This window comes from Paenibacillus sp. fava2 (genome assembly GCF_058313675.1).
In genome coordinates this window covers 3,369,737-3,393,930 of the sequence record NZ_CM177755.1, presented here as the reverse complement: position 1 = coordinate 3,393,930, position 24,194 = coordinate 3,369,737, and the positions used below count along the sequence as shown (strand labels likewise).

Annotated in this window: 20 protein-coding genes; 7 read left to right on the top strand and 13 right to left on the bottom strand. The window is 51.0% G+C overall.

Translation table 11 applies throughout. From position 1 onward, the window contains the following. The first annotated feature begins 35 nt into the window (after positions 1-35). Positions 36-2,324, top strand: a complete 2,289-nt coding sequence (locus AC4G46_RS14550; protein ID WP_491128559.1) for a preprotein translocase subunit SecA — start codon at positions 36-38, stop codon at positions 2,322-2,324. Positions 2,325-2,362: 38 nt separating this feature from the next. Here the strand turns inward: AC4G46_RS14550 and AC4G46_RS14545 are convergent, their stop codons facing one another. Next, the gene (locus tag AC4G46_RS14545) at positions 2,363-3,355 is read right to left on the bottom strand and encodes an amidohydrolase family protein (protein ID WP_491128558.1); all 993 of its coding nucleotides are present in this window, start codon (positions 3,353-3,355) and stop codon (positions 2,363-2,365) included. Positions 3,356-3,740: 385 nt separating this feature from the next. Further along, positions 3,741-5,717 (bottom strand): methyl-accepting chemotaxis protein, encoded by a 1,977-nt coding sequence (locus tag AC4G46_RS14540; protein WP_491128557.1) that lies wholly within the window; start codon positions 5,715-5,717, stop codon positions 3,741-3,743. A gap of 255 nt (positions 5,718-5,972) precedes the next feature. Between AC4G46_RS14540 and AC4G46_RS14535 the strand changes: the two genes are divergently transcribed. Then, positions 5,973-6,734 (top strand): DUF975 family protein, encoded by a 762-nt coding sequence (locus AC4G46_RS14535; protein WP_491128556.1) that lies wholly within the window; start codon positions 5,973-5,975, stop codon positions 6,732-6,734. A gap of 69 nt (positions 6,735-6,803) precedes the next feature. Here AC4G46_RS14535 and AC4G46_RS14530 read toward each other — a convergent pair whose 3' ends face one another. Beyond that, positions 6,804-7,907 (bottom strand): metallophosphoesterase, encoded by a 1,104-nt coding sequence (locus AC4G46_RS14530; protein WP_491128555.1) that lies wholly within the window; start codon positions 7,905-7,907, stop codon positions 6,804-6,806. A 265-nt stretch (positions 7,908-8,172) separates the two neighbouring features. Between AC4G46_RS14530 and AC4G46_RS14525 the strand changes: the two genes are divergently transcribed. Beyond that, positions 8,173-9,420: an MFS transporter gene (locus AC4G46_RS14525; protein WP_491128554.1), complete on the top strand. Its 1,248-nt coding sequence runs from the start codon at positions 8,173-8,175 to the stop codon at positions 9,418-9,420. 108 nt (positions 9,421-9,528) lie between these two features. Here the strand turns inward: AC4G46_RS14525 and mnhG are convergent, their stop codons facing one another. The 7 genes from mnhG to AC4G46_RS14490 all read right to left on the bottom strand — a co-directional run bounded on the left by mnhG (position 9,529) and on the right by AC4G46_RS14490 (position 16,016). Further along, entirely contained in the window at positions 9,529-9,909 is a 381-nt protein-coding gene (mnhG, locus tag AC4G46_RS14520; RefSeq protein ID WP_491128881.1) for a monovalent cation/H(+) antiporter subunit G, read from the bottom strand. Further along, positions 9,884-10,177 carry a Na(+)/H(+) antiporter subunit F1 gene (locus AC4G46_RS14515; protein WP_491128553.1) on the bottom strand — a complete coding sequence of 98 codons (294 nt, stop codon included), beginning with the start codon at positions 10,175-10,177 and terminating at the stop codon, positions 9,884-9,886. The genes mnhG and AC4G46_RS14515 overlap by 26 nt, the downstream gene beginning before the upstream one ends. After that, positions 10,174-10,626, bottom strand: a complete 453-nt coding sequence (locus AC4G46_RS14510; protein ID WP_491128552.1) for a Na+/H+ antiporter subunit E — start codon at positions 10,624-10,626, stop codon at positions 10,174-10,176. The genes AC4G46_RS14515 and AC4G46_RS14510 overlap by 4 nt, the downstream gene beginning before the upstream one ends. Before the next feature lie 33 nt (positions 10,627-10,659). Further along, complete coding sequence (locus AC4G46_RS14505; RefSeq protein ID WP_491128551.1) at positions 10,660-12,138, bottom strand: Na+/H+ antiporter subunit D; 1,479 nt, start codon at positions 12,136-12,138, stop codon at positions 10,660-10,662. Beyond that, complete coding sequence (locus AC4G46_RS14500) at positions 12,135-12,470, bottom strand: Na(+)/H(+) antiporter subunit C (RefSeq protein ID WP_342566002.1); 336 nt, start codon at positions 12,468-12,470, stop codon at positions 12,135-12,137. Before AC4G46_RS14500 ends, AC4G46_RS14505 begins: the two co-directional genes overlap by 4 nt. Continuing rightward, positions 12,470-15,340 (bottom strand): Na+/H+ antiporter subunit A, encoded by a 2,871-nt coding sequence (locus tag AC4G46_RS14495; RefSeq protein ID WP_491128550.1) that lies wholly within the window; start codon positions 15,338-15,340, stop codon positions 12,470-12,472. Before AC4G46_RS14495 ends, AC4G46_RS14500 begins: the two co-directional genes overlap by 1 nt. A gap of 67 nt (positions 15,341-15,407) precedes the next feature. Next, a complete protein-coding gene (locus tag AC4G46_RS14490; RefSeq protein ID WP_491128549.1) occupies positions 15,408-16,016 on the bottom strand; it encodes a universal stress protein in 609 nt (202 codons plus the stop codon). Between the two features lie 192 nt (positions 16,017-16,208). Here AC4G46_RS14490 and AC4G46_RS14485 point away from each other — a divergent pair, with 192 nt between their 5' ends. Beyond that, positions 16,209-16,763, top strand: a complete 555-nt coding sequence (locus AC4G46_RS14485) for a DUF1697 domain-containing protein (protein WP_491128548.1) — start codon at positions 16,209-16,211, stop codon at positions 16,761-16,763. Here the strand turns inward: AC4G46_RS14485 and AC4G46_RS14480 are convergent. Beyond that, on the bottom strand, positions 16,760-17,686 hold the full coding sequence (locus AC4G46_RS14480; RefSeq protein WP_491128547.1) for a dihydrodipicolinate synthase family protein: 927 nt from the start codon (positions 17,684-17,686) through the stop codon (positions 16,760-16,762). The two genes, AC4G46_RS14485 and AC4G46_RS14480, sit on opposite strands and share 4 nt — an antisense overlap. A 187-nt stretch (positions 17,687-17,873) precedes the next feature. On the opposite strand from AC4G46_RS14480, the gene AC4G46_RS14475 reads away from it, so the two are divergent. Continuing rightward, positions 17,874-18,698, top strand: a complete 825-nt coding sequence (locus tag AC4G46_RS14475) for an AraC family transcriptional regulator (protein ID WP_491128546.1) — start codon at positions 17,874-17,876, stop codon at positions 18,696-18,698. Positions 18,699-18,837: 139 nt separating this feature from the next. Here AC4G46_RS14475 and AC4G46_RS14470 read toward each other — a convergent pair whose 3' ends face one another. Further along, complete coding sequence (locus AC4G46_RS14470; RefSeq protein ID WP_491128545.1) at positions 18,838-20,988, bottom strand: M56 family metallopeptidase; 2,151 nt, start codon at positions 20,986-20,988, stop codon at positions 18,838-18,840. Between the two features lie 2 nt (positions 20,989-20,990). Then, entirely contained in the window at positions 20,991-21,353 is a 363-nt protein-coding gene (locus AC4G46_RS14465; RefSeq protein WP_491128544.1) for a BlaI/MecI/CopY family transcriptional regulator, read from the bottom strand. A gap of 389 nt (positions 21,354-21,742) precedes the next feature. Between AC4G46_RS14465 and nikA the strand changes: the two genes are divergently transcribed. Continuing rightward, positions 21,743-23,251, top strand: coding sequence for a nickel ABC transporter substrate-binding protein (gene nikA / locus AC4G46_RS14460; RefSeq protein ID WP_491128880.1), 1,509 nt, complete (start codon positions 21,743-21,745; stop codon positions 23,249-23,251). After that, positions 23,251-24,192, top strand: a complete 942-nt coding sequence (gene nikB, locus AC4G46_RS14455) for a nickel ABC transporter permease (protein WP_491128543.1) — start codon at positions 23,251-23,253, stop codon at positions 24,190-24,192. The genes nikA and nikB overlap by 1 nt, the downstream gene beginning before the upstream one ends. Positions 24,193-24,194 lie beyond the last annotated feature (2 nt).

Genomic DNA, 24,194 nt, shown 5'->3' with positions numbered 1-24,194 from the left:
GGTCAAGTGATTTTCCTTGAGAGGGGATCGGTCCAATGAATTTTGCAGGAAGATTATTCCGTTCTTTTAAAGACTACGATAACCAGAGTAAACTGAAAGGCCTGCAGCAGAGAACAGAGCTTATTAGAGCAAGAAATCTGACTAACATGGACGACAGACAGCTTCAGCAGGAATCGCTCCGGCTGCAGGCAGCAGCACAGTCCGGCACACCCTTGGACGAGCTGCTGGTTGATGCATATGCTTTAGTCTGTGAAGCGGCGAAGCGGACCCTCGGATTACTGCCTTACGATGTACAGATCATGGCTGGTATTGCCCTGCACGAACGATATTTGATCGAACAGCATACCGGCGAAGGAAAAACACTCTCCGCAGTCATGCCCGCCTATCTGAACGCGCTGACCGGAAAAGGTGTGCATGTGCTGACGTTTAACGACTATCTGGCTAACAGGGATGCGCAGTGGATGGGACCGGTCTATCGTTTCCTTGGATTATCCGTAAGCGCGGTTCAAGCAGGCATGAGTCTGCCCCTGAAGCGGGAAGCATACGCCAGTGATATAACCTATGTTACCGCAAAAGAAGCCGGATTCGATTATCTGCGCGACTCTATCGTATTAAATGAAGCCGATACCGTACATCATCCCTTCCACTATGTCATTGTAGATGAGGCGGATTCACTTCTTCTCGATGAGGCGCGGGTGCCGCTGGTCATCAGCGGGGACACAAGCGCTTCGGCAAGCGCTGGCCTGCAATTCGCAGAAGTAGCCCGACAGCTGCAGCCGGCAGCCCATTACAACTTCGACGATTTCAAACGGAACGTCTACCTGAATGAAGCAGGCGCTGTACAAGCGGAGCTGCTGCTGGGATGCGGCAATTTGTACGACAGCCATAACAGCCATCTTTTAACCTCGCTGAATTGCGCACTGCATGTGGAAGCATTAATGAAAAAAGACATCGATTACATCGTGCGGAACGGCAGCATCGAGCTGATCGAGGAATATACGGGGCGTGTGGCGGAGAACAGGTATTTACCCGAAGGCTTGCAGGCTGCACTTGTTGCTAAAGAAGGACTGCAGCACGTAGCCGGCGGGAAAGTCCTCGGAACGATCACCATCCAGCACTTTATCAGCCTTTATCCGAAAATTTGCGGCATGACGGCAACCGCCCGTGCATCAGCAATGGAATTCGATAAGCTCTATAGTCTGCAGGTCGTGCAGATCCCGCCGAACCGTTCTAACATACGGCTTGACCTTCCGTACAGGATTTATACCCATAAGGAAGCCAAACTTAAGGCGCTTGTGCAGGACATTTCGTCTGTCCATACTACAGGACGGCCAATTCTTATAGGCACTTCAAGCGTCGAGGAATCAGATCTGCTGGCAGAAGCACTGACAGCCGCCGGTGTGCCCTGTCATGTCCTGAATGCAAAGAATGACGCTGAGGAAGCCGGCATTATCGCCAAAGCGGGAGAGCTTGGAGCCGTGACCGTATCTACGAACATGGCAGGACGCGGTGTCGATATCCGGCTCGGAGGCGGCAGCCTGGAGCAGGCTGAAGCTGTGGCCCGGCTGGGAGGATTATATGTGATCGGTACCCATGTGAATGAAAGTGTGCGGATCGACAATCAGCTGCGCGGGCGTTCCGGACGCCAGGGAGACCCGGGAGCCTCGGTGTTTTTTGTAAGCCTGGAGGATGAGCTTATGCTGCGCTTTGGCAACAATGGGGCGATCAGCACGTCCAGACAGGATGAAGCGCTCGAAGATCCGGCACTCCGCAGCACAATCACGCATATTCAGCGCGTTATCATGGGCCAAAACTTTGAAATCCACCAGGAGCTGAACCAATATTCAGATATGGTTGAGGATCAGAGGCGGATTCTATACAGTGAACGGCTGGATATTTTAAAAGGCAAGATAGAGATGAGCCCCTCGGAGCAGCGGGTCCGGCTCTTTTATATCGATGAATTTTGGGCCGACCATCTGGCATACATCTCTTACCTTCGTGAAAGTATTCATTTGGAGAGCCTTGCCAACCGCAATCCGATTCACGAATTTCATGAGCAAATCAGCCAAGCCTACGAGCAGCTTCACACCAAAGTAGATAAAGCGGCAGCAGCTATGCTTGCTAAGCTCGGAGGCTCGAATGATCCGGCGGATTGGGAAAAGCTCGGCCTGAACAGCCCTCCTTCCACCCGGACTTACATTATCAACGATCAGTACATTCAGGATAAGCGCAGCTCGTGGACCGCCGCCACCGTAATGTCCTACTGGCTCCGCAAGCCTTTAAAGTGGATATTGTCTCCGGTTGTCAAGCTGCCGAAATATTGATGCAGTCCGGCTTTCATTAATTGTGGAAGATACGATCATCAACCCTTACCAGCCTGCGCCAGTATTTTCCCTGCTTCCAGCTTGTTTAGGTTATTCCCGTAAGACTTGCCTGTGCTTTTTTCCAGTTCTGCAATTGCCTTAAGCTGTGTCTCTGTCGCCGGTTGCGCCTGGATCAGACTCATGAGGTTGTCCCGGCCGATCTTCCTGGCTGTAAGCGGATCATCTAACAGATACAGCATCCTGTACATGGCTTCAATTGCTTTCCATTCGCCGCCTTCGAGTCCATATCCGGAATCCGTGCTGAGCATAAAACGGTCAGCATATTTTTTAATCACAGGTACGAATATTTCCGGCTGCAGCCCTCCCTCAGGGTTATAAACAGAGAAACCGGCAAAAAAATCAGCGTAAAGGTTCGGATATTTGCCCATCAAACGGTCAATCTCTTCAGGTGTATTGTAGGCATTTATATGTGCAAAAATGAAAGTAGTGTCTGGATGCTCACTCAAGGCTTGTTCCAGCTTGGCTACAGGCTCTCCATTCGGCGGATCGATATGTAATAGAATGGGAGCTTTGTATTTCGCAATCAGGTCGTAGATTTCAGGGAAGTACCCATCCATAGGATCGATGGCTTTCCAGGCGACATTTGCAAGCGCAGGGGAATAACTTGAAGCCGCTGCTATCTCGCCCAAACCGAAATAACCCTTTTCCAGATTGTCTTTGATTACATTCAGACATTCCGGATCATGAAGATCAAAGCCTGAAAAATACGGTATGTAGAGATCCGGATTGCTCTGATAAGCGTACCAGCTAAAGGAATCCGTCATAATGGCACTGTGATCGGAAACGTCTCCAAAAAGCACGATATTGCGTACCTTAAAGCGCGACCAGCTTTCTTCCATTCTTTGATACTGCTTACCCGATGCATCATGGTTATGTGCGTCAACCAGCCCCAGATCCCCGTATGTATCCACTAACTGAGCAAAGTCCGGCAGCTCTGCCGATCTTTCCGCAGCCGGTGCTTCTGTGCTCACTGTAGGTTCAGCGGTTGCTGCTTCGGCAGTAGCAGTAGCTGCTGCTCTTTTTTCTAACTCAGTGTCAGATTGTTCTGCATTACAACCCGATGCAGTCGCTACGGCACAACATACAGCCATAATCAACAAGGACTTTTTATAGCACCCCAACATCCATTACCTCCCATAAATAATATATATTTCATTCACATTGTAACATGGAAGTTAAACTTTAACATTGAGATAAACTCATTCATTTTTTAATCATTTTCGTGCTAACTCTAAGGCATCTTCGGCATTATTTCGGGAATTGGAGTGCTGCTGTATCCGCGAACTGATTTACACTTATAACTAAAAACAGCAGCTGTCCCCGTTAACCGGAAGAAGCTGCTGTTTGTTTTTCCAACTACAATTGTGTTTTAAATTTATTAATTTCCTGCAGTAACTGTTCCGCATTCTCGGTCAGTTCCCTGGCTGTATCGGAGATATTGCTGATTGTTGCAGTCTGCTCTGTTGTTGAGGAAGCAGCCTCTTCCGTAGAGGCAGCGCTTTGCTCGGCGACAGCCGCCAGACCCGTGATTACGTCGGATACCTGTCCCGAACCGGATTTCAGCTCCATCATGCCATCCGTGATGAAATTAATTTTGGCTATGATCTGTTCAATCGCTTCACGGATGCGGGTAAATGCTTCTGAGGTTTCTTCCATTGAGCTTAGCTGGTCTGTGCTATTTATCCGGAGCTCATCCAGTTCAGCAGCACTTTGCCGGCCTGCTTCCTGCAGATCCTTCAGCAGCTGGTCAATCCCGGTCACGGAATGGGAGGACTGTTCAGCCAGCTTACGCACTTCTCCGGCAACTACAGCGAACCCTCTGCCGTGTTCTCCGGCCCGCGCTGCTTCAATTGAAGCATTCAGTGCCAGCAAATTGGTCTGGGCTGCAATCGCCTGTATGCTTCCGGTAATGAGCGAAATCTCGTCAATCTTGTTCTGGAGCAGCCCGTTAGCGGCTTCAACCCGTCCGGTATTCAGTTTACCGGCCTGTACCAGATCATTCTGGCGATTGATGGCCCCCACACCGCTCTCCATTGCCTGATTAACATCCATGATACTGGTTGACGCGTTCCTGGCCTCATCAACGATCTGATCAATAACCTCATTAATACCGCTGACCATTTCAGCCCCGGATTGAATTGACTCGGCTTGCTCGGAAGCACCATTGGCAATATCATCAATGACAGCCGAGATTTGCCCGGCAATTTCATTGCTGCCCAGAGCATCCTTATACATGTCCCTGGAGGAAGTCTGGACTACCTGTGCCGATTGATATACTTGTGCGATCAAGCCCCTCAGTGAGGCCGCCATGGCGTTAAATGAATATCCGAGCTGAGCGATTTCGTCTTTCCCCTTCACCGGCACCTGAACCGTCAAATCGCCTGCTGCGAGCAGCTCGGCACTCTTTTTCATATTAAGCAAAGGCTTTAGCGCTTTTAATGCGAAGAAATAGGCACCAGCAGCCAATGCAAGAGTAAACAATACAACTAAAGTTATTAAAAGCTGACGGGTGGATACAAGCTCGGCAAAGGCTGTTTTTTCCGAAATAGAGGTTCCTATGACCCAGCCGGTGTTCGGGATGGTTTCGTAATAAATCAATTGATCATCATTATTGTATACATACTCCGTATGGCCCGATGACTGCTTGAGCATTTGCTCAACAAGTCCGGAATAACCGGGCTGTTCAGCCAGCGGCTTGTTCAGCAGCTCCTGATCCGGATGGGACAGAACAACTCCTGTGCGGTCCAGCAAAAAAGTAAAGCCGTCTGCCGTTTCAATGGAACTGATCCGCTGCTTAATGGAATCCAGGGAGATATTTTCCGAGATCGCTCCTTGAAAAGCACCGTTCTGATCATGAAGCGGAACGCCTATGTAGATAGATTGTACTCCTGCTTTCGTTATGTAAGCATCACTGATGGTCAGCTTGTCTGCTTCCTTAATCGCCAGGTACCAGGGCCGCTGCCGGGCATCAAAAGAGCTGTCTGGGATAAAGCCCGCCCCGTCCATATAGGTGCCATCCTCCAGGCCAAAATAGATAGTGGCTATATCAGCTTTATTCTCAGGCAGCTGAAAAGCCTGCAAATGCTCCATACCAATCTGATTAAACGGAACCGTCTGTTCAATGACCGTGCCGAGCGTTTCAATTACTTTAGCTTTAATCTGGACCCAGCCGTCGATTTCGGCAACCGCTTTTTGGACTGTGCTTTTGAGCTGTTCATCAATAGATTCATGCGTTTGCTTTTGAATCAGGTACAAGGAAAAATAACTTAGCGGAACCGCCAGAATAATACAAATTGAGGTTACCAGGATTATTACTTTCGTTTTCAAATTCACGTATATGCTCCTTTTCATATCACATTTGTCACAACATATATCGGTATTTTCAGAAAAAACATTACATTTACATTTAAAAATAACATTTATCTAAAAAAGCTGAGAATACTCCACCCTCGATAGGGTGGGGATGAATCAGCGGTTTTCAACTTTAATCTGAACGTACGTGCTATAATACTTTTTGGAAACATGGAATCAAAGCTATGCAGAAAGTAAGGTGAAGAGAATAAATACATACCAGAAAGAGGTTTTATTATGTGGGGACGCGTAGAACTCAAACAAAGGGCCAAGGGCGTACTGCGGACATCATATTGGAAAGCTTTTGTCGTAAGCCTGCTGCTGATCATTCTTGGAGAAGGCACGGGAATTCCCAGCTTTGACAGGTTTTTCGATTCATCAAACCGGACAGAGCTGCAAAATTCGGGACTGGATATGAACTGGGGCATCTTAGGTCCGATCCTGCTTGTTGCCTTTGTGCTCATCGTTATTTTTGCAATTATCGGTCTCGCTTTTTACACTCTGATTGCCACTCCCCTCATCGTTGGCTCACAGCGCTATTTCAAGCAGTCGGCTGAAGGTGAAGTCAATATGGGCAATATCGGCTATGCATTCAGGAAAGACCGGTATTGGGCTGTAGTGTTAACCATGCTATGGAAGAACTTTTTGAATTTCTTATGGTTCCTGCTGCTGATTATTCCAGGGATCGTCAAATCCTACGCCTACAGTCAGGTTCCGTTCATCCTGGCAGACAACCCGAACATCGGCTACAACCGTGCAGTCGATTTAAGCAAGCAGATGACACACGGTCATAAATTCCGCATGTTTGTGCTCGATCTGAGCTTTATCGGCTGGATTCTGCTAGGTCTGTTGGCTCTGGGCATCGGCATTTTATTCGTTCAGCCTTATGTGAATGCGACAAAAGCAGAGCTGTATCTGGCCCTGCGTCATAATGCGCTTGCGGGCGGATTGACTAACGAGTATGAACTGCGGCTAAATGAGAAGCCGTTCTTTGGTTAAACAGAAAACAGGCGGCAGCCGGGTAGCTGTCGCCTGTTTTTTTTGTAATATCATCGATAAGCTTAATCGTCAGTCAGCAAACGTCACTTGTATAGACACAATCTCCGACCGCGATCCGATACGGATCGGCGGTCCCCAGAAGCCGTATCCGGAGGATACGATGGAGTGCATCTTCCCTTTTTGCAGATAACCCCAGTCATTCTCAAAAATCCGTGAGGTAATCAGATTAGCAGGCGCGATCTGCCCGCGATGGGTATGGCCGGACAGTATCAGATCAATGCCCTGCTCCTCTGCGGCGGCGAATTCAACCGGCTGATGCTCCAGCATCACAACGGGCTTGGTGCGGTCTGCAGCTTTCATAAGCTCAGCCAGCCCCGCTCTCTCCTTGTCGCTATAATCCTTCCGCCCTACCAGTGTCAGCCAGTCTCCAATCTGGACTGTCTCGTCATACAGCACCTGCATTCCGCTCTCCTCCAGCAGGCTGATCAGCTCCTCTGTCTCCCCTTCGAACCGGTCATGGTTCCCCAAGGAGGCATACACTCCCAGCGGCGCTTCTATTCCGGATAAAATATCCCCGATCCCCTTATTTTTGTAAGGCATAATGTCATCATCCACAATATCTCCGGGCAGAAGCACGATATCAGGTTTAAGTGCGTTGATCTCTTGGACCATCCGCTCTGCATGGCTTTTGCCCGACAGGTATCCAAAATGCATATCTGATGCCATCACAATATGCAGCTTGCCGCTCTCCGGGCCGGGCTTATCGATGGTGATGTCATAGGAACGTGTAACCGGGCTGAAAGCATTATAACTGCCGAACCCGATCAGACCAGCCAGCAGCAGCAAAGTAATTATTCCTGACCATTTCTGGACAGCATGGCGCGGCAGCCTAAACAGCTTCGTTAACCAGACGATCAGATGAATGACAGGCAGCACCAGCACAGATAAACTGAACAGGGCCAGCCAGTAGCTGCCGATTACGCTCAGAACAGCTGATCCGGCAACAACTCTGGACAGAATCAGCGAGCTTGCCAGAAAAACAAGCAGAATGATATAGACCAGACGGAATCTGGCCGATACCGCGGGTTTAATCCAGCTCCAGCCGCTCCAGCCAATATAGAATACAATTGCAGCATATAACACAATAAATACGAGTCCGAGAATTATAAACATGTTAACCACCTTGTTCGTTGGAGTGAGCTCAGCATTAATTATCGTTTCGGGAGTTCTGCTGTTGCTATAACTTAGTCTACTGTAACTTCAAACCCCGCTGCAACTTCCGCGGTTACCGCACCAGATAAGAGTTCTAAATAGAAGCGGTTTCTGCCTCAGCCGGTTACATGCCCCCTCTATCAGCCCTTATATTGACATTATCTTATAATTATCATTTAATAGTTTGGACTTCATAATCTCTTTCTACTATCCGGAGGACTTCTTCATGGCAAAAACCTTTTTTCCGCGGCTGCAGGGAAACAGCCGGGGCTGCCTGACCTTTGAGCCCTTTTTCCTGATTCCGTACAGCATGTTCTCCACCTACGCTACCCTGTACATGTATGAGCTTGGACTGACCGAGCTGAACATCGGCTGGATTACAACCATCGGTCTGATTGTGCAGGTACTCTCCTCTTTGCTGAGCGGATATTTAACCGACCGCATGGGCCGCAAACGGGCGATCCTGTATTTTGACCTGCTCAGCTGGAGTCTGGCTACCTTGTTGTGGGCCTTTTCGCAAAACCTGTGGTTTTTTGTGATGGCTGCCATCATCAACGGCTTCCAGCGTGTACCGCATATCGCATTTTATTGTCTGATTGTTGAGGATACCCGTCCCTCAGACCGGACCTATGTATTCACCCTGCTGCAGATCATCGGTGTGATCGGCGGATTATTCGCACCGCTGGGCGGCCTCCTGGTGAATCAGTACGGTATGGTCACTGGCATGCGGATTATGTACGTGATCGCCTTTCTGTTCATGACCTTTCAGTTTGTCGGGCGCCAGCTGACGACACGTGAGACAGAGGCAGGAATCAGAAAGCGCGAGGAGACCCGTGAGCTTGGACTCAGAGAGAGCATGGCCATATATGGCGGCGCTTTCCGGGAGCTGGGAACGGACCGCAATCTGCTGCTGATCTTTGGCGTGTATATTCTGTTCAATTTCCAGGCAACGCTCAAGACGACTTATCTCTCGCTTTATATGGCTGACTACTTACGGATTGACAGCGGCATCATCTCCCTGTTCCCGGCGGTTTCTTCTATTATTATGCTGGTGACGTTATGGCTGCTTATGCCCAAGATTCCCGATCAGGCCGCTCACCGTGCCATGATGGCCGGCTTTGGACTGTCTGCAATCTCGAATGTCATGCTGGTCATTTACCCTTCCTCCAGCCTGCTGTGGATCGGTCTGAGCACCATTCTGGCAGCTGTAGGACTGATGATCAGCTCGCCCTATCTGGAAGCCGCCGTACAGAACGCCATTGATGATGACAAACGGGCCAAGGTATTTTCCATGCTGTCCGTGCTGATCCTGCTGTTCACCGCACCTGCGGGCATCATCGGCGGCTGGGCTTACAAGCTGGACCCGCGGATTCCGCTATGGCTTGTAACAGCAGCATTTGTCCTCTCGTATGTCATGCTGTATGTATACCGCAGACGCACTGCTCAGCCTAGCAGTGTTTCGCTAACGGATTAATGGCATCTTCTCTAACCGCAAGAAACTGCAACCCAGCATTTAAGCATAAAAACAGGGATGCTTCTCAGCCAGCACTGGCCAGAAGACATCCCTGCTTCAATTCTGAACCTATGCAGTCGGGTCAGAATTGACCCGCTCCTTCTCCAGGACCTCTTTCAAATCGTCCTGGATACGCCGGTTCCATAACGGAACCCCGGTCCGGTATGCAGCACGCCCGGTCAGATGAGCCGACAAAGGCGAGGTCATGAATACGAACACAATTCCAAGCAGCAGCTTGGCGCTGATGAAATCAAGGAAAAAGGCAAAGTAGAGAAATGCGCCGCTGAGCACACACAGAACGCCAAGCGTGGCACTTTTGGCTGCGGCATGTGATCTCAGATACACATCAGGCAGACGGATCAGCCCGAACGAGCTGACCGCACTAAGCAGCGCCCCTGTCAGAATAAGCAGTGCAAAAAGCACTTCAATTATCGTTTTGATCACTTCCATGTTCAAACACCACTCTCCTTTCGATATATCTGGCAAAGGCCATCGTTCCGATAAAAGAGAGGATTCCGATCAGCAGAATATATTCAATGAAGGATTGCGTTTTAAAGAGTACCGAGAGTACCGCCACCATTGCCAGCAGATTAATGCCGATCGTATCCAGCGCAGCAATCCGGTCAGGCAGTGACGGCCCCTTCACCAGTCTCCAGGCACAGATGCCGATTGAGATGACCATAATGGAAATCGCCAGCATGAGTATATAGTGAATCATGAACGGGACACCTCCAGAATCGCGCGTTCAAACGTATTGCGGATATTGTCTCTGAATTGTTCAGCATCTTTGATATCCATTGCATGAATATACAGAGTCCGGTTATCCTTGGAAACCTCCAGCACAACCGATCCCGGAGTCAGGCAGAGCAGCGTGATCAGCACGGCAACCTCCCAGTCTGCCTTCAGTTCCGTAGTGTACATCAGAATGGCCGGGCGGATGTTGAGATTCGGTCTCAGCACGGCCTTAACCACCACATAACTGGATACCACCAGTTCCCGCAGCAGCAGCGCAGCCAGCTTAAGAATCGCCCAGCCCCTGCCGAGATACAGGCGGCCGCCAAAGAAACGCCGGAGGCCGAACAATACCAGGATACCAAGCACATAGCCGACAATGAAGCCGGAAGCTGTCCAGTCATTATTCAGGAACATCCACAGAAACGTTATCATGAAATTTAACAATATTTGAAAAGCCATCCGCATCTACTCCTTCATGACAGCGTTAATGTATTGTGCCGGATCAGCAAGCACAGCTCCGGCCTGGAGAACATATTCGTTCACCGTCTCGGCACCGACACCCATCAGAATCACGAGGACAAACAGCACAGCAGCCGGCGCCATCATCGCTTTGTAGCGCAGGGGATGAATTTCCTCATCGCTTCTCTCACCGCCCCAGAATACCTCCTGGAACACTTTGATCAGCGAGTACAGGACAACGAAGCTTGAGGCCAGCGCAATCAGTGAAAGTGCTACATGTAATTCACCGAACCCGCTGCGGATCATCATTACCTTCCCGGCAAAGCCGCTAAGCGGCGGTACACCCACCAGGGCAAGCGTGAGTATAAAGAACATCCACCCTGTATAGGGGTATCTGCGGATCAGACCGCCCATCTGTTTCAGCTGCTCTGTTCCTGAAGCGGCCAGAATCATTCCTCCCAGGAAGAAGAGCAGCGCCTTGGCAATCATGTCGTGCATGAGATAGAACACGGCCCCGCTGAGCGAATCCTCGGTCAGGACTGATATGCCGAAGGCAACGAAGCCCACGCTGATTACAATATTATAGTTGAAAATACGGCTCAGATCATTGTACGCCAGTGCTCCGATCGCTCCCAGAATCATTGTTGCTCCCGCCATCCAGGCCATCAGCGAATGCGTCAGATCCGGATTATGGATAAAGATCAGCGTAAACACACGGGTGATGGCATACAGTCCTACTTTGGTCAGCAATGCGCCGAACAATGCCCTTACCGCCAGCGGAGGAGCGCTGTAGGAATCCGGAAGCCAGAAGAAGAGCAGCAGACCCGCCTTGAGCGAGAATACGAGCAGCAGCAGCACAGCGATAACATTCATGACGCCGCCCTGTCCGGCCTCTGCGACACGCATTGCCAGATGCGCCATGTTAAGCGTGCCTATCGCACCATACAGATAAGCAATTGCGGCTACAAACAGAGCAGAGGAAATGACATTGACCAGTATATATTTCAGTGTCTCGCGCAGCTGGACTCTCGTACCGCCCAGCACAATCATGGAATAGGAAGCAACCAGCAGTACTTCAAAGCAAACGAACAGGTTAAACAGGTCACCGGTCAGGAAGGATCCAAACACACCGGTCAGCAGGAAATGGAAAAACGTATAGTAATAAAAACGTTCCCGCTCCTCGCCGATACTGGCAAAGGAAAAGAACAGGCATGCTGCACCTACGATTGCCGTTATCAAAACGAGCAGCGCCGCAAACATATCAGCAACAAAGACAATGCCGTGCGGCGGCAGCCATCCTCCCATATACAGCGTTTGAATCCCGTCTGTTTTGACCTGATATACAATCGTTACAGCAACGGCAATATTCAGAAACACACTGGCCGCACTGATAATACGCTGCAGGCCAATCTGCTCTTTAAGAAAAATCAGGATCACCGCTGTAAAAGCCGGGATCAGCAGTGGCATTACCAGCAGATTGTTCATTGTCTCTCCCCCTTGCTGCCTTCCACATCATCCATACCAGCCGAGCGGTATGCCCGGTAGGCAAGGACGATAAAGAAAGCCGACACCCCGAAGCTAATGACGATCGAGGTGAGGATAAGCGCCTGCGGCAAGGGATCGACATAAGAATCCGCCTTCTCGCCAAGCAACGGGGCAGCGCCGGTCTTCAGTCCGGCCATGGTCAGCAGCAGCAGATGAACCCCGTGAGTGATCAGTGTCGTCCCCAGAAGGATACGAAGCAGGCTTTTGGAGAGAACCAGATACACACCTACAGTAAACAAGACACCGATCGCCAGGGCAATAAGGAGCTCCATCAGTTATCCCTCCCGATCGTGAAGATGATATTCATAGTGACACCGATAACCGCCAGATAGACGCCGAGATCGAACAGCATCGCTGTAGTCAGCTCGGTCTTGCCCATCACCGGCAGTTCAAAATAGCCGAAGGCCTGACTGAGGAAGGGTACATCATATACAAACGACCCTATACCGGTAAGGAAAGCCAGAATGATACCGACTGCTATCAGCTTGCGGTAATTCACCGGAAGAACCTTTTCGACAAAATCCATACCGAACGCGATAGCCAGCAGTATAAGCGCTGCTGCAGCCATCAACGCTCCGATAAAGCCGCCTCCGGGATTATTATGGCCGGCAAAGAACAGATACAGCGAAAAGGTTATGATGATTACGAATGCAACCTTTGCCACCGACTGAAGCAGCACATCGTTGCTGCGGGAGTAGCGGGGCTTCTCATCGTCAAACATGCTTTTTACGGCAGCAGGCTTGTTGTCCGGCTCCACCTTCAGCTTGATCATGGAATAGATGGCCAGTGAGGCCAGTCCCAGCACCGTAATTTCAAACATCGTATCAAAGCCGCGGAAATCCACGAGCAGAACGTTAACAATGTTTTTACCGCCGCCCAGCTTATAGCTGTTCTCCGTATAGAAGGTTGATATAGATTCGAACGGGCTGCTGTCAAGTGCCGCCAGAGCGACCAGCGTCATGGTTGCACCGAACCCGATGGATATAATCAGCTTCGGAAGTTTCAAACGGAACTTGACCTTATCCCGTCCAAGCCTTGGCAGATGCCGGAAGCAGAGCAGGAACAGCGTGACCGACACTACCTCGACAATCATCTGGGTAAGTGCCAGATCAGGTGCACGGAACAGGATAAAGAGCAGCGTTACCATATAGCCCACCATGCCTGTCAGCAGAATCGCTGACACCCTGGACTTGGCGAACGGAATGGCCAGTGTACCGGTCAGCATGACCAGTACGGCAACAACTTCAAAGAAGGATATCGGGGCATACTCGCCCTGACCCAGGGTAATGCCGTCTGTATACAGCATGGAGCCGCCTACAACCACAATGATCAATGTAAAAATATACATCAGATAATGTCGCATGGAGCCCGTCATATACAGTCCGGTAATCGAACGTGAAGTCCGCTCAACCAGCCGGATACTGCCGTCATATACCTGGTTGAGCGTGTAGCCTCTGCCCCTGCCCCAATCTTTATCCACGAGGCTAAGCCGGCCATAGATCCGGTATACAACAATCCCCAGAAGAATAACACCCAGCGTCATCCAGACTTCGGTAGTGAAGCCGTGCCAGAAATAAATATTGACGTAAAAAGGGGAGCCCGCTGCTATCTGCGGATGGATCGCATTCATACCCGGTACAATCAGCGATTTGGACAGCATATTCGGGAACAGGCCGGTCACTATTGCCAGCAAAGCCAGCAGGATCGGCGACAGCAGCAGCCCGAACGGCGCCTCGTGCGGTTTCTTATCCAGCTTCTCAGGCTGGTACTTTCCGAAGAAGGTATGGAAAACCATAATCATGCTGTACGCAAAGGTAAAGATGCTTGCAATCCAGGCTACAACCGGAACGATTGTAAACAGGGATTGCACACTCAGGATATCGAGCTCCCTGATATTCAGAACTGCAGTGAAAAACATTTCCTTGCTAAGGAATCCGGCAAACGGCGGCAGACCCGCCATTGAGAAGCTGCCGATCAGCGCGACTGTAAAGGTAACCGGCATCAGGGATACCAGTCCGCCCAGCTTGCGCAGATCACGGGTATTCGTCTCATGGTCGACGATTCCGACAACCATGAACAGTGAACCTTTAAATATGGCATGATTGAATAAATGGAACAGCGCTGCCGTTGTTGCGGCGGTATAGTATACAGCTTCTTCACCCGTATAGAATGAAGCTGCCGATCCCATACCTAGTAATCCCATAATCAGTCCGAGCTGACTGATTGTGGAGTAGGCTAACAGAGCCTTCAGGTCCGTCTGCTTCATCGCCTGGATCGATCCATAGATCAAGGTGATCAGGCCGACACCCGACACAATCCAAAACCACTCATGTTGCCCCGCAAACACCGGGCTAAAACGCGCCACCAGATACAGGCCGGCTTTGACCATGGTTGCCGAATGCAGGTAAGCACTGACCGGAGTCGGCGCTTCCATTGCATCAGGAAGCCAGATGTGAAACGGAAACTGGGCTGACTTGGTGAAGGCACCCAGCAGAATAAGCAGCATCGCAGGTATAAATAGCGTTTGTCCGCTAATATCGCCCGCCTGGCTCCAGATTTCCCGGATGCTGAATGTCCCGGTCATGACATACAGCATCAGGAAGCCTGCAAACATCGCCAGACCGCCGAAGACGGTAATCAGCATCGACTTGAGCGCACCGTAACGTGACTTCTGTCTGCGGTGCCAAAAAGCAATCAGCAGGAATGAGGAGACACTGGTCAGCTCCCAGAAGCCGTACAGCACCATCAGATTATCCGACAGTACGACTCCAAGCATTGCCCCCATAAATAACAGCAAATACACATAAAACGGGGTCAGCTCTTCCTTGCGTTTGTCCAGATAGTAAATGGAATAGGTGATGACGAGCGTCCCCATCCCTGTAATCAGCAATGCAAACAGCAAACTTAATCCATCCAGGTGGAACACCAGATCAATGCCAAGTGACGGAATCCATGATACAGTCTCGTATCCGGAGTCCCCTCCCTTGATGACCGGTATGCGGGTCAAAAAATAAACGAACAACGCCAGCGGTCCGGCAAGCACCATCCACCCTCTATGGAGTTTTGGCAGCTTCCCGCGTAGAAGCGCTATCATTAGGGCCAGCAGAAACGGAACAAGAACGGTTATATGAAGCAAAGGCAAGCCTCCTTTTCCACCCTGTATTTTTAAGTTGTGAACAATGGTACTTACTCCCAGAAGTAAAAACCGGCTACAACGGGTCGGTCAAAACCCCCTCGCAGATATGCAAATATCTCGCCTTACCATCTTGCTCAATTCTGAACAAGCCATTCTCAAATTCGGTATGCAATTCATGAAAATATTTACCTTTAATAAAATCTGTTCCCTCCGGCTCATCGCTAAGCTGATAAACACCGCCGTTTTTGACCAGATAAGAAACAACGCCTTCCTCATGCGTTTCCTCAAGACCCGCGCGCATCCGCTGGACAGCCACAACATGCAGATCCATCATCTTCATTTTGCTGATCAGCTCATTGACAAAATTACGCTTGGTCAGCTCCTGCCACAGCGTCTGTGCGGACTGTCCGATAATGATCTGGGTTACTTCTTTTTCTTCAGCTGCTTCAACGATAACATCTGTAGTCTTGCGGCCCCGGCGTTTGCGGACCATGAACTCAGCTCCGGCTTCCTCGGCCAGACGTTTCCAGACAGCCATAAACATTTCCTTGCTCTGATTGTATTCATCCGTATCCGAACTATCGACATTAAGCACATACAGCGGTGCCCCGATAAGCTCGGACAGCTGGACACCGCGCCGGATTAAACGCTCTCCGTGGGGACCATAATGAACACATACCATAATCTTTTCCTTGTGAATGACCTTCGCCCTCCTGTTTGAATTGGGTTAGAAATACAAAAGGAGCCTACTGGCGTAAGCCCCTTTCTGTTGTTCTGAACCCTGAAATGTTATATTTAAAGTATATCGATTAAGATACTGTTTGTAAAGTTTACGGACATGGAAAAGTCAAGATTACAGGAAGCAGGGATTAGGATGATCTTTGTTGCACTACTTAGAGGGATCAATGTGGGCGGTAACAACATTATTAATATGAAGCTGCTCAAGCAGACGTTTGAACAGGCCGGTATGACCTCTGTAACCACCTATATCAATTCCGGGAATATCATCTTTGCGGCTGATCATCCGCGGGAGGATTTACCGGAACTGCTCGAACAGGCTATTCAAAAAGACTTCAGCCTTAACATTAAAGTACTGGTCCGGAGCCTGGATGAGCTTCGCACAGTCATGGAGGCCCTTCCTGACTCCTGGAGCAACGACGACAAGCTCCGGAGCGATGTCATGTTCCTGTGGGATGAGGCAGACGATGCATCCGTACTGGACAAGCTGCCGCTGAAGCCAGGAATCGGTACCCTTCTCTACGTTCCCGGCGCAGTATTATATTCCGTGGAGCGCGAGAATGTGGTCAAAAGTGCAATGGCCAAGCTCATCGGCAGCAGTGTCTACAAGCTGATGACCGTCCGCAATGTGAACACGACCCGCAAAATCTATCAGCTGATGCTGGCGGCGGAAGCGCAGCAGAGCGGCTAGTCAGCCAGGAAGGATTGCCGGAACAGCTGGCTGAGCTTCAGGAACTGTTTTACCTCCAGCCGGTGGACCGGTCTGAGTGCCTCATGGCTCAAGGATCTGGAATGAAGGTTCAGACTAAGCCCCTTCTGCTGCAGCAAGTATTTGGCATTCACCGGGTAATGGCGGCCCTCAAATAAATGAAGCGGTCCAAGAAGCAGCTGCAGCTGCTCGGCCCGGGCCGGCTCCTGCTGCCAGTTGTCAGCAATCCATACATACAGGTCAGGATGAAAGTTGGTCAATATCCCGCTGTAGCCGTGCGCACCTGCCTGCAGGGAACCCAGATAGGAGGTGCCGTTGGCGTTGTAGATTTTGAGCGGCGTTCCCTGAACAGCTGCAACCTTCGCCCCTATCTGCTCCAGATCACAGCTCGTTTCCTTAAGGAAGAAAAAGCGCCCGGTCTGTGCACACCATTGCAGCAGCTCAGGAGACAGCAGCCGGTGATACGGCACCGGACATTCATACAGGCCAAGCTTGACATCGGGCAGACGTTCCATAATAACGCTCAGATTCCGCTTCCATACCTCATCGTCATCATCAGGACCCGCTATCCTGCTGGTTACAAGGATTACAGCATCCACGCCTGTCTCCGCCATAGCCGATACTTCGGCGATCTGCTCCTCAAGATCATCTGAATTATGCCCGGAAGCAACGACCGGAACCATCCCGGCTGTCTTTTCCGCAACAAATCTTGCAAGATCGGCCCTCTCTTCAAGCGACAAATAGAGCATTTCACTGGACAAGCAGACTGCGAATAAGCCGTGTACCCCCTGATCCAGATACCATTCAATCAGTTCCTCGAGTGCAGCATAGTCTATCTTGTTATCCTCGGTGAACGGAGTAAGCATAACCGGCCATACTCCGTCCGGCAATAAGTTATCGTCCAACACAATACCTCCTCACAGCTGCTTATCCCGTTTCTCAGACAAGACAGCCTACTGTATAATAAGCTTATGAACTAGCCTCATTATAGGCGTGAAAACGCTACAGCTGAATGACATAATAACACCAATTCATGACATCATGTCGCTATCGCCATGTTTGTCTTGCAGAAGAGAGTGAAGGTGCAGCCGGATGGATATTGTACAATACCAGTTTTCTAATTATCCCAACATTCATAATGTCGATCTGGAATTATATTATTGCGGAACAGAGCAGTGTTCCCCGGCCCATGAGGTCGGTCCTATGGTCCGCGATTATTACAAAATCCACTATATTCATAGCGGCAAAGGAGAATTCCGGACTGGCGGAAGGACATACAGGCTCGGGAAAGGACAGGGGTTTCTGATCAGTCCGGAGAATCTGTCATACTACAAGGCAGACGATAAAGATCCGTGGACCTACTCCTGGATTGCATTCAACGGAATACAGGTGGATTACTATCTCAAGCGCTCGCTTTTATCGGATCAACAGCCCATCTTCTGCTCAAGCCGGGACGAATATATTCAGTCCTGCTTTCTGGAAATGTTTAAGGCGACAGAGCATTCGCTAACGGACGAGCTCAGGCTGCTCGGTGCGCTTTATTCCTTCCTGTCCGTCATACTGGACCCGGCGTCTGTGCCGGCTGGATCAACCGGAGCCAAAGGCCAATATGTCGAGCAGACGATTACATTCATAGAGCGGGAATATGCAACGGACCTGACCGTCGCACAGCTGGCTGAGCGGCTGAAGATTAACCGTAAATATTTATCCAAAATATTTAAGGATGCTACAGGAATTACCCCTCAGCAATATATGATTTTGTACCGGATGAACCGGGCCGGCGAGCTGATCCGCAAGTCCGTTCTTTCCATGAGCGAAATCGCCTGCAGTGTCGGCTACAATGACCAGTTCCAGTTCTCCCGTATGTTCAAAAAAGTAATGGGAGCATCCCCCCGGGACTACCGGAATTCCTGCTGAATGGACGTGTGTTCCCGGCGCTGCTCCCTGCCATCCGGAGTACCGGGAGCTTGCAGGCAGGCTATATGTTTCTCTGAAGCATCAAGGCCGCACCTAAGGCTTATAGCTGTAAGCTCTCAGGTACGGCCTCTTTTTAACGTTATGGCAGATATCTTTCGGCTAACCGGATTACTTTGCCATCCTGAGTTGTAACGGTGCACAGCATCCCGAAATCGGTCATTAAATCCAGCCGCTCTACAAACTCCGCCCTGCTGACTGCTTTTGGCGTTGCGCCGTCTATAATAGCAAACTCCGCTTCATCCGACAGCTCCAGCGGATCCTTAATCGCAAGTTTATTCAGGATGTAGAAGCCACCCGGCATATCTTGTTCCGGGTCAATGCCCAGCCTCCGCAGCCTGGCCGGATCTTCATCCTCCGTCAGCCACTCCGCGTTATCGAATTTAAACCCTGGCTCCGCCAGAGTCATACCGCTAACGTAGCCGAGCAGCTCACTTATGGGAGATATAGTGAAATCTGCAGCTGTTGCCGGAATCTGCAGGTCTATCTTCTCCTTGGCTATATTCCAGCCAAGCTCCTCCTGCACGAACCTGGCTGCGACCTGCTGAGGGTCCAGCCGTTCAGCCGCCTGCTGCCCCTGGCCTGCCTCTGCCTGCAGTCCGGCAAAATACTCCGCTGAAGGGAGGGCTGTATCCGGAGTCTCGTAATACTCATAGCCGTTGCCGTCTTTCCAGCGCTCGACAACCCAGATGCCGGAATCGCCCTGCACAGCCGGCTGGGACAGCAGCAGGTGGGCTGTCGTTCCGTCCGACATTACAAACTTTGCAATCGCATGATTACCGCTGTATGTTTCATGCTCTAACAGTCCTTTGCCCTCGAAAAAGACCTGCAGGGCCGTTTCACGTCCGGCCGGAATGTCCAGATCATACGCTCCGGTCCAGATTACACCCTCGTATCGAGGTGTATTTCCTTCATAGGCGAACACAAGCACCGGCTTGCCCATTCCGCTGTCCTCGGTAATTTTCCCGTCAATCTCGTTCATTCCGCCGGCCAGCGGCAGCCTGCTGATGTCCTCCGGCTCCAGCCGGTATTCCAGCCGCCACAACCCGAGCGGCTCAGGCAGCAGCCCTTCTACCCGGCCCGCCTGCTCGAACATAGTTATCTCGCTGTCTGTAATGGCAGGACCGTTTATCAAGTTCTCTATCCCCGCTATCTGCTCCGCGATATATTGCTTGGCATAATCTTCCTCAGTCATCTTGTGTGTCCGCAGATTTCCCGTTAAACCGGCAACTGCAACAGTTATAATGACTAATGCTGCCGCTGACGTAACCGCCCAGAAGGACGGCTTACGGTAATTCAGAATATTTTTGATCCGGCCTTTTGTGCTGTTCTCGCCGAAGGCAAGCGGAGTGCGGCCTGTGAAGGTTCTGCCAGTGGACAGCGAGAGCAGTGAGGTAGAATAGTCCTTCTTGATTCCGCTGCCCAGCTGCCGGATGACCGCCTCATCACAGGATTTCTCCATATCCTCATCCATGAACCGGACGGCCAGCCAGACCAGCGGATTAATCCAGTGCAGGCAGAGCGCGGCAAAAGCGGCCAGCTTCACCAGATGGTCCAGCCGGCTGATATGGACCTGCTCATGCCGGATGATATAGCCGCGTTCATGCTCCCCAAGCCCTGCAGGCAAAATGATGCGGGGCTTCAGCAGCCCGAACACGAACGGAGTCTTTGCCCCGCCCCACTCATAAATATTTTCAGCTTGATGCCGAGCCGCCTTCAATTGTCGGTTTAACCGAATGGCTGAGAGAAGACCGCCGGCCAGCATAACGGACAAACCGCCGAGCCAGACATACCCCGCAGCTGTCTGCCAGCGTTCTGCCGCCGAAGGATGAGCGTCTGCTTCCAAAGGTGCGCCAGCCCTTTCCGGTACAGCAGAATCCGCCATAATGCCGTTTTCATCCGCAGTAGTACCTCCAGAAGTGCCTGCTGTTGTTCCGTTTGCCGGTCTTGAAGCATCTCCCCCTGAATCCACAGGCGGCTGCACTATAGGCTGCACTACTGTCTGTTCGCCGCCTCCGGCTGTCTGCAGATTGCCCTTTCCCAATTCAGGCAGCAGACTGTAAGGCGTTTCAAAAAACAAAGGGCATAGCAGCCGGAACAGCACCGCGAACCAGAGAATATAGGAAAGTATTTTTGGTGCTTTTCTAAGCAGAAGCCTAGCCACCAGTACAAGCAGGATAACATAGCTTCCGGCAACGCTCATCTGCAGCACGGTCTGAAAAATAGCCGTCATGACTATTCCTCCTCTTTCTCGTTAATCAGCTTCAGCAGCTCGTCAATCTCCTTCTTCTCCAGCTTCCGGCTGCGCGTAAATGCAGCGAGAAACCGCGGCAGCGATCCCCCGAACGTCTCTTCCACGAACTGCTTGCTTCTCTCAGCATGGAAATCCTCCTTGCTGATCAGTGACACCACCGTCCCGTCTTCATTATGAAACAGCCCTTTAGCCTCCAGCCGTTTCAGCATGGTATAGGTAGTCGATTTCTTCCAGCCCAGCTCGGCTTCGCACAGCCTCACCAGTTCCCCGGAGGGCAGCGGCTCACCCTTCCAGATCAGCTCTGCCAGTCTGGCCTCCGTTTCCGTCAGCTTTACTGCTTTCAATATATTCATCCCCTCACGGTTTACAATTCGTAGACCTCCTGTTTTTTTCCAGTTTACAACTTGTAGACCGATTTGTCGATACTTAAGCATATAAAAAATAGCCTGCACACCTGCTGCTTGATATGAAAAAAGGAGGCCGGTCAACAAATCATCCTGCTACAGCTATACCTTTCAGATTGAAGACCGGATCACCGCTCTCTCAGAGCCGCTGATTCGGTCTTTTTCCGTATCTGAAAGATTTCTTGTTGATTAATCGTAATATTTACGATAATATCTTTATTCGTAACTATTACTAATTAAGAGGGTGCATCATGAAAAAGAGTAAACGACCATCTCCGCTGCGTTTTTTCTCCTCCCGTACAGCCTTCCGGCTCTGCCTGAGTCTGCCCATGCTCGTTATATTGACACTATTAAGCGCATGTTCAGAGCGTCCGCAAAGTGCCTCAGACGAAAGCACAGATAAAAAGCATATCCACTTCCTCTATAATTTTTCTACCCGTTCACTCGATCCTCATGTCGATTCCAGCTACGTCCCGCTGCGCGCCGGCATTACCGAAACGCTGGTCAAGCTGGACGAAGAACAGCTGAAGGTCGTCCCCTGGCTTGCTGAATCCTGGGAAGGAACGGACGGTATCCACTGGACTATTAACCTGCGGGAAGGCATCACGTTCCACAACGGCAAAGCAATGGACGGCCCTGCTGTAAAAGCATCGCTGGAGCGGGCCATGACCGAGAATGTCGCCATCCGCAATGCGCTCAACATCGGGCAGATTGAAGCGGAAGGCTATCAGCTGCGGATTTCGACAACCCGGCCTTTCCCGGAATTCATCAGTGAACTGGTCAACCCGAACGTGTCCATCATTGATGTGACGGAGGGTGATTTCAACCAGCGGCTCACCGGCACCGGACCGTTCCGGCTTGCCTCCTTCGCTCCGGGCAGCAAGCTGGAACTTGCGCGCTATGATGCATACTGGGACGGTGCGTCCAAACTTGATTCCGTCACCTTTTCCTTTAACGAGGATGCCAATGCCCGCACGCTCGCTCTGCAGTCCGGCCAGGTAGACATTGTCTACCGTCCCGAAGTAGAAAGCCTGGAGGTACTGCGGGCACAAAAAGGTATCGAAGTTGAGGCTACCTCTACCTTCCGTGTGCATCAGATGACGATGAACATGGAGCGCAACAGCATGCAGGATGTCCGGGTCCGCCGCGCGGTGGATGCGCTGATTAACCGGCAGGAGATCGTGGATACGATCCTCCTTGGCTATGGTGAAGCTGCAAAAGGCCCTTTCCTGCCCTCCCTGCCGTTCGCCCCTTCCTTTGAACCGGGGCCAAGCGGTGAAGCAGCGGCTGTCCAATATTTGAATGAAGCAGGTTACACCCTTCAGGACGGGGTCATGCAGAAGAACGGCAAGCCGCTTCAGCTTGTACTGCTTACATACAGCGCCCGCGCTGACCTTCCGCTGATAGCCCAGGTCTTCCAGTCAGATGCGAAACGGATCGGGGTAGCGGTTGAAATCCGCCAGATTGATACGCCCGAGGATTATATGGCCTCGAACCGGGACTGGGATCTGGCCACCTACAGCAATTTGACCGCTCCCCGCGGAGATGCCGGCTATTATCTGAATGCCACCTATCATCCGGACGGAGCCCTTAATTTCAGCGGCGCCGAACAGCCGGAGCTGACCGCTATTATTGATAAGCTGAATCAGACCGTGGGTGCAGAAGAACGTGCAACATTAGCAGAACAGGCTGCGAGCTATGTCCACGAGCAGATGATCAACTCCTTTATCCTTCATCCGTCCACCATTGTTGCTTATAACAAAGAGAAGGTTAAGAACTGGGTGACTACCCGGAGTGAGTATTACATGATTACGAATGAACTGGATGTTCAGGAATAATGCTGCGTCTTATTGCCCGCAAGTTTCTTGAAGTTGTCCTGTTTCTGCTCTTTATAACCTTTATCAGCTTCCTGTTCATCCGGCTTGCTCCCGGAGATCCCGCGCTGACCATCCTGAACGTTGACGAGCTCTCGGTAAGCCAGGAGCAGATTGAAGCCCTGCGCGAAGAAATGGGCTTCAATGATCCGCTCCTTATTCAGTATGGTCAGTGGCTGGGGCGCTTTCTGCAGCTGGATTTCGGTAACTCTTATGCCACAGGCGAGCCGGCCTTTGAGCTGATTACTGACAGCCTGCCGGCTACTCTGGAGCTGACATTAGGCTCATTGGCAGTCATGATCATGCTCACCCTGCCGCTTGCCTCTTTGTCCGCGCTTTACCGTGACAGCTGGCTCGACAAGCTCAGCCGATCCCTGTCCGTGATAGGTGCAGCCGTGCCCAGCTTCTGGCTCGGCCTGATCCTGATTGATCTGTTCGCCGTCCAGCTGGGCTGGCTCCCCACAATGGGGCGCAGCGGCCTTTCTTCGATGATCCTGCCCTCCCTCACCCTCGGACTTGCGATTTCCAGCGTCTATCTCCGGCTGCTCCGTTCCAGCCTGCTGGACTCGCTGGGGGAGGAATTCATCGTCTCCGGCAGAGCCCGGGGCATTCCGGAGTGGCGCATCTTCTGGACTTACGCTTTCCGTCACAGCCTGCCGCCTGTCATTACGGTGTTTGGCGTCAGTCTGGGCAGCCTGATCGGCGGAGTCGTCGTCATCGAGGTGTTGTTCGCTTATCCCGGCATCGGCAAACTGATTGTCGATTCCATCCGCCAGCGTGATTACCCGGTTATCCAGGGCTATATTCTCGTTATGGCTATTACTGTATTTGCTGTGAATACTGGGGTTGATCTACTGAACCGTTATTTGAAGCCTGAGCTCAGATTAAAAGGAGGCGGGGTGTAGAA

Excerpts from the sequence above, each read along its gene's own strand:
- AC4G46_RS14550 (WP_491128559.1), top strand. The coding sequence starts at position 36 with ATGAATTTTGCAGGAAGATTATTCCGTTCTTTTAAAGACTACGATAAC.
- AC4G46_RS14535 (WP_491128556.1), top strand. The coding sequence starts at position 5,973 with ATGTGGGGACGCGTAGAACTCAAACAAAGGGCCAAGGGCGTACTGCGG.
- AC4G46_RS14530 (WP_491128555.1), bottom strand. The coding sequence starts at position 7,907 with ATGTTTATAATTCTCGGACTCGTATTTATTGTGTTATATGCTGCAATT.
- AC4G46_RS14525 (WP_491128554.1), top strand. The coding sequence starts at position 8,173 with ATGGCAAAAACCTTTTTTCCGCGGCTGCAGGGAAACAGCCGGGGCTGC.
- mnhG (WP_491128881.1), bottom strand. The coding sequence starts at position 9,909 with ATGGAAGTGATCAAAACGATAATTGAAGTGCTTTTTGCACTGCTTATT.
- AC4G46_RS14515 (WP_491128553.1), bottom strand. The coding sequence starts at position 10,177 with ATGATTCACTATATACTCATGCTGGCGATTTCCATTATGGTCATCTCA.
- AC4G46_RS14510 (WP_491128552.1), bottom strand. The coding sequence starts at position 10,626 with ATGATAACGTTTCTGTGGATGTTCCTGAATAATGACTGGACAGCTTCC.
- AC4G46_RS14505 (WP_491128551.1), bottom strand. The coding sequence starts at position 12,138 with ATGAACAATCTGCTGGTAATGCCACTGCTGATCCCGGCTTTTACAGCG.
- AC4G46_RS14500 (WP_342566002.1), bottom strand. The coding sequence starts at position 12,470 with ATGGAGCTCCTTATTGCCCTGGCGATCGGTGTCTTGTTTACTGTAGGT.
- AC4G46_RS14490 (WP_491128549.1), bottom strand. The coding sequence starts at position 16,016 with ATGGTATGTGTTCATTATGGTCCCCACGGAGAGCGTTTAATCCGGCGC.
- AC4G46_RS14485 (WP_491128548.1), top strand. The coding sequence starts at position 16,209 with ATGATCTTTGTTGCACTACTTAGAGGGATCAATGTGGGCGGTAACAAC.
- AC4G46_RS14475 (WP_491128546.1), top strand. The coding sequence starts at position 17,874 with ATGGATATTGTACAATACCAGTTTTCTAATTATCCCAACATTCATAAT.
- AC4G46_RS14470 (WP_491128545.1), bottom strand. The coding sequence starts at position 20,988 with ATGACGGCTATTTTTCAGACCGTGCTGCAGATGAGCGTTGCCGGAAGC.
- nikA (WP_491128880.1), top strand. The coding sequence starts at position 21,743 with ATGCTCGTTATATTGACACTATTAAGCGCATGTTCAGAGCGTCCGCAA.
- nikB (WP_491128543.1), top strand. The coding sequence starts at position 23,251 with ATGCTGCGTCTTATTGCCCGCAAGTTTCTTGAAGTTGTCCTGTTTCTG.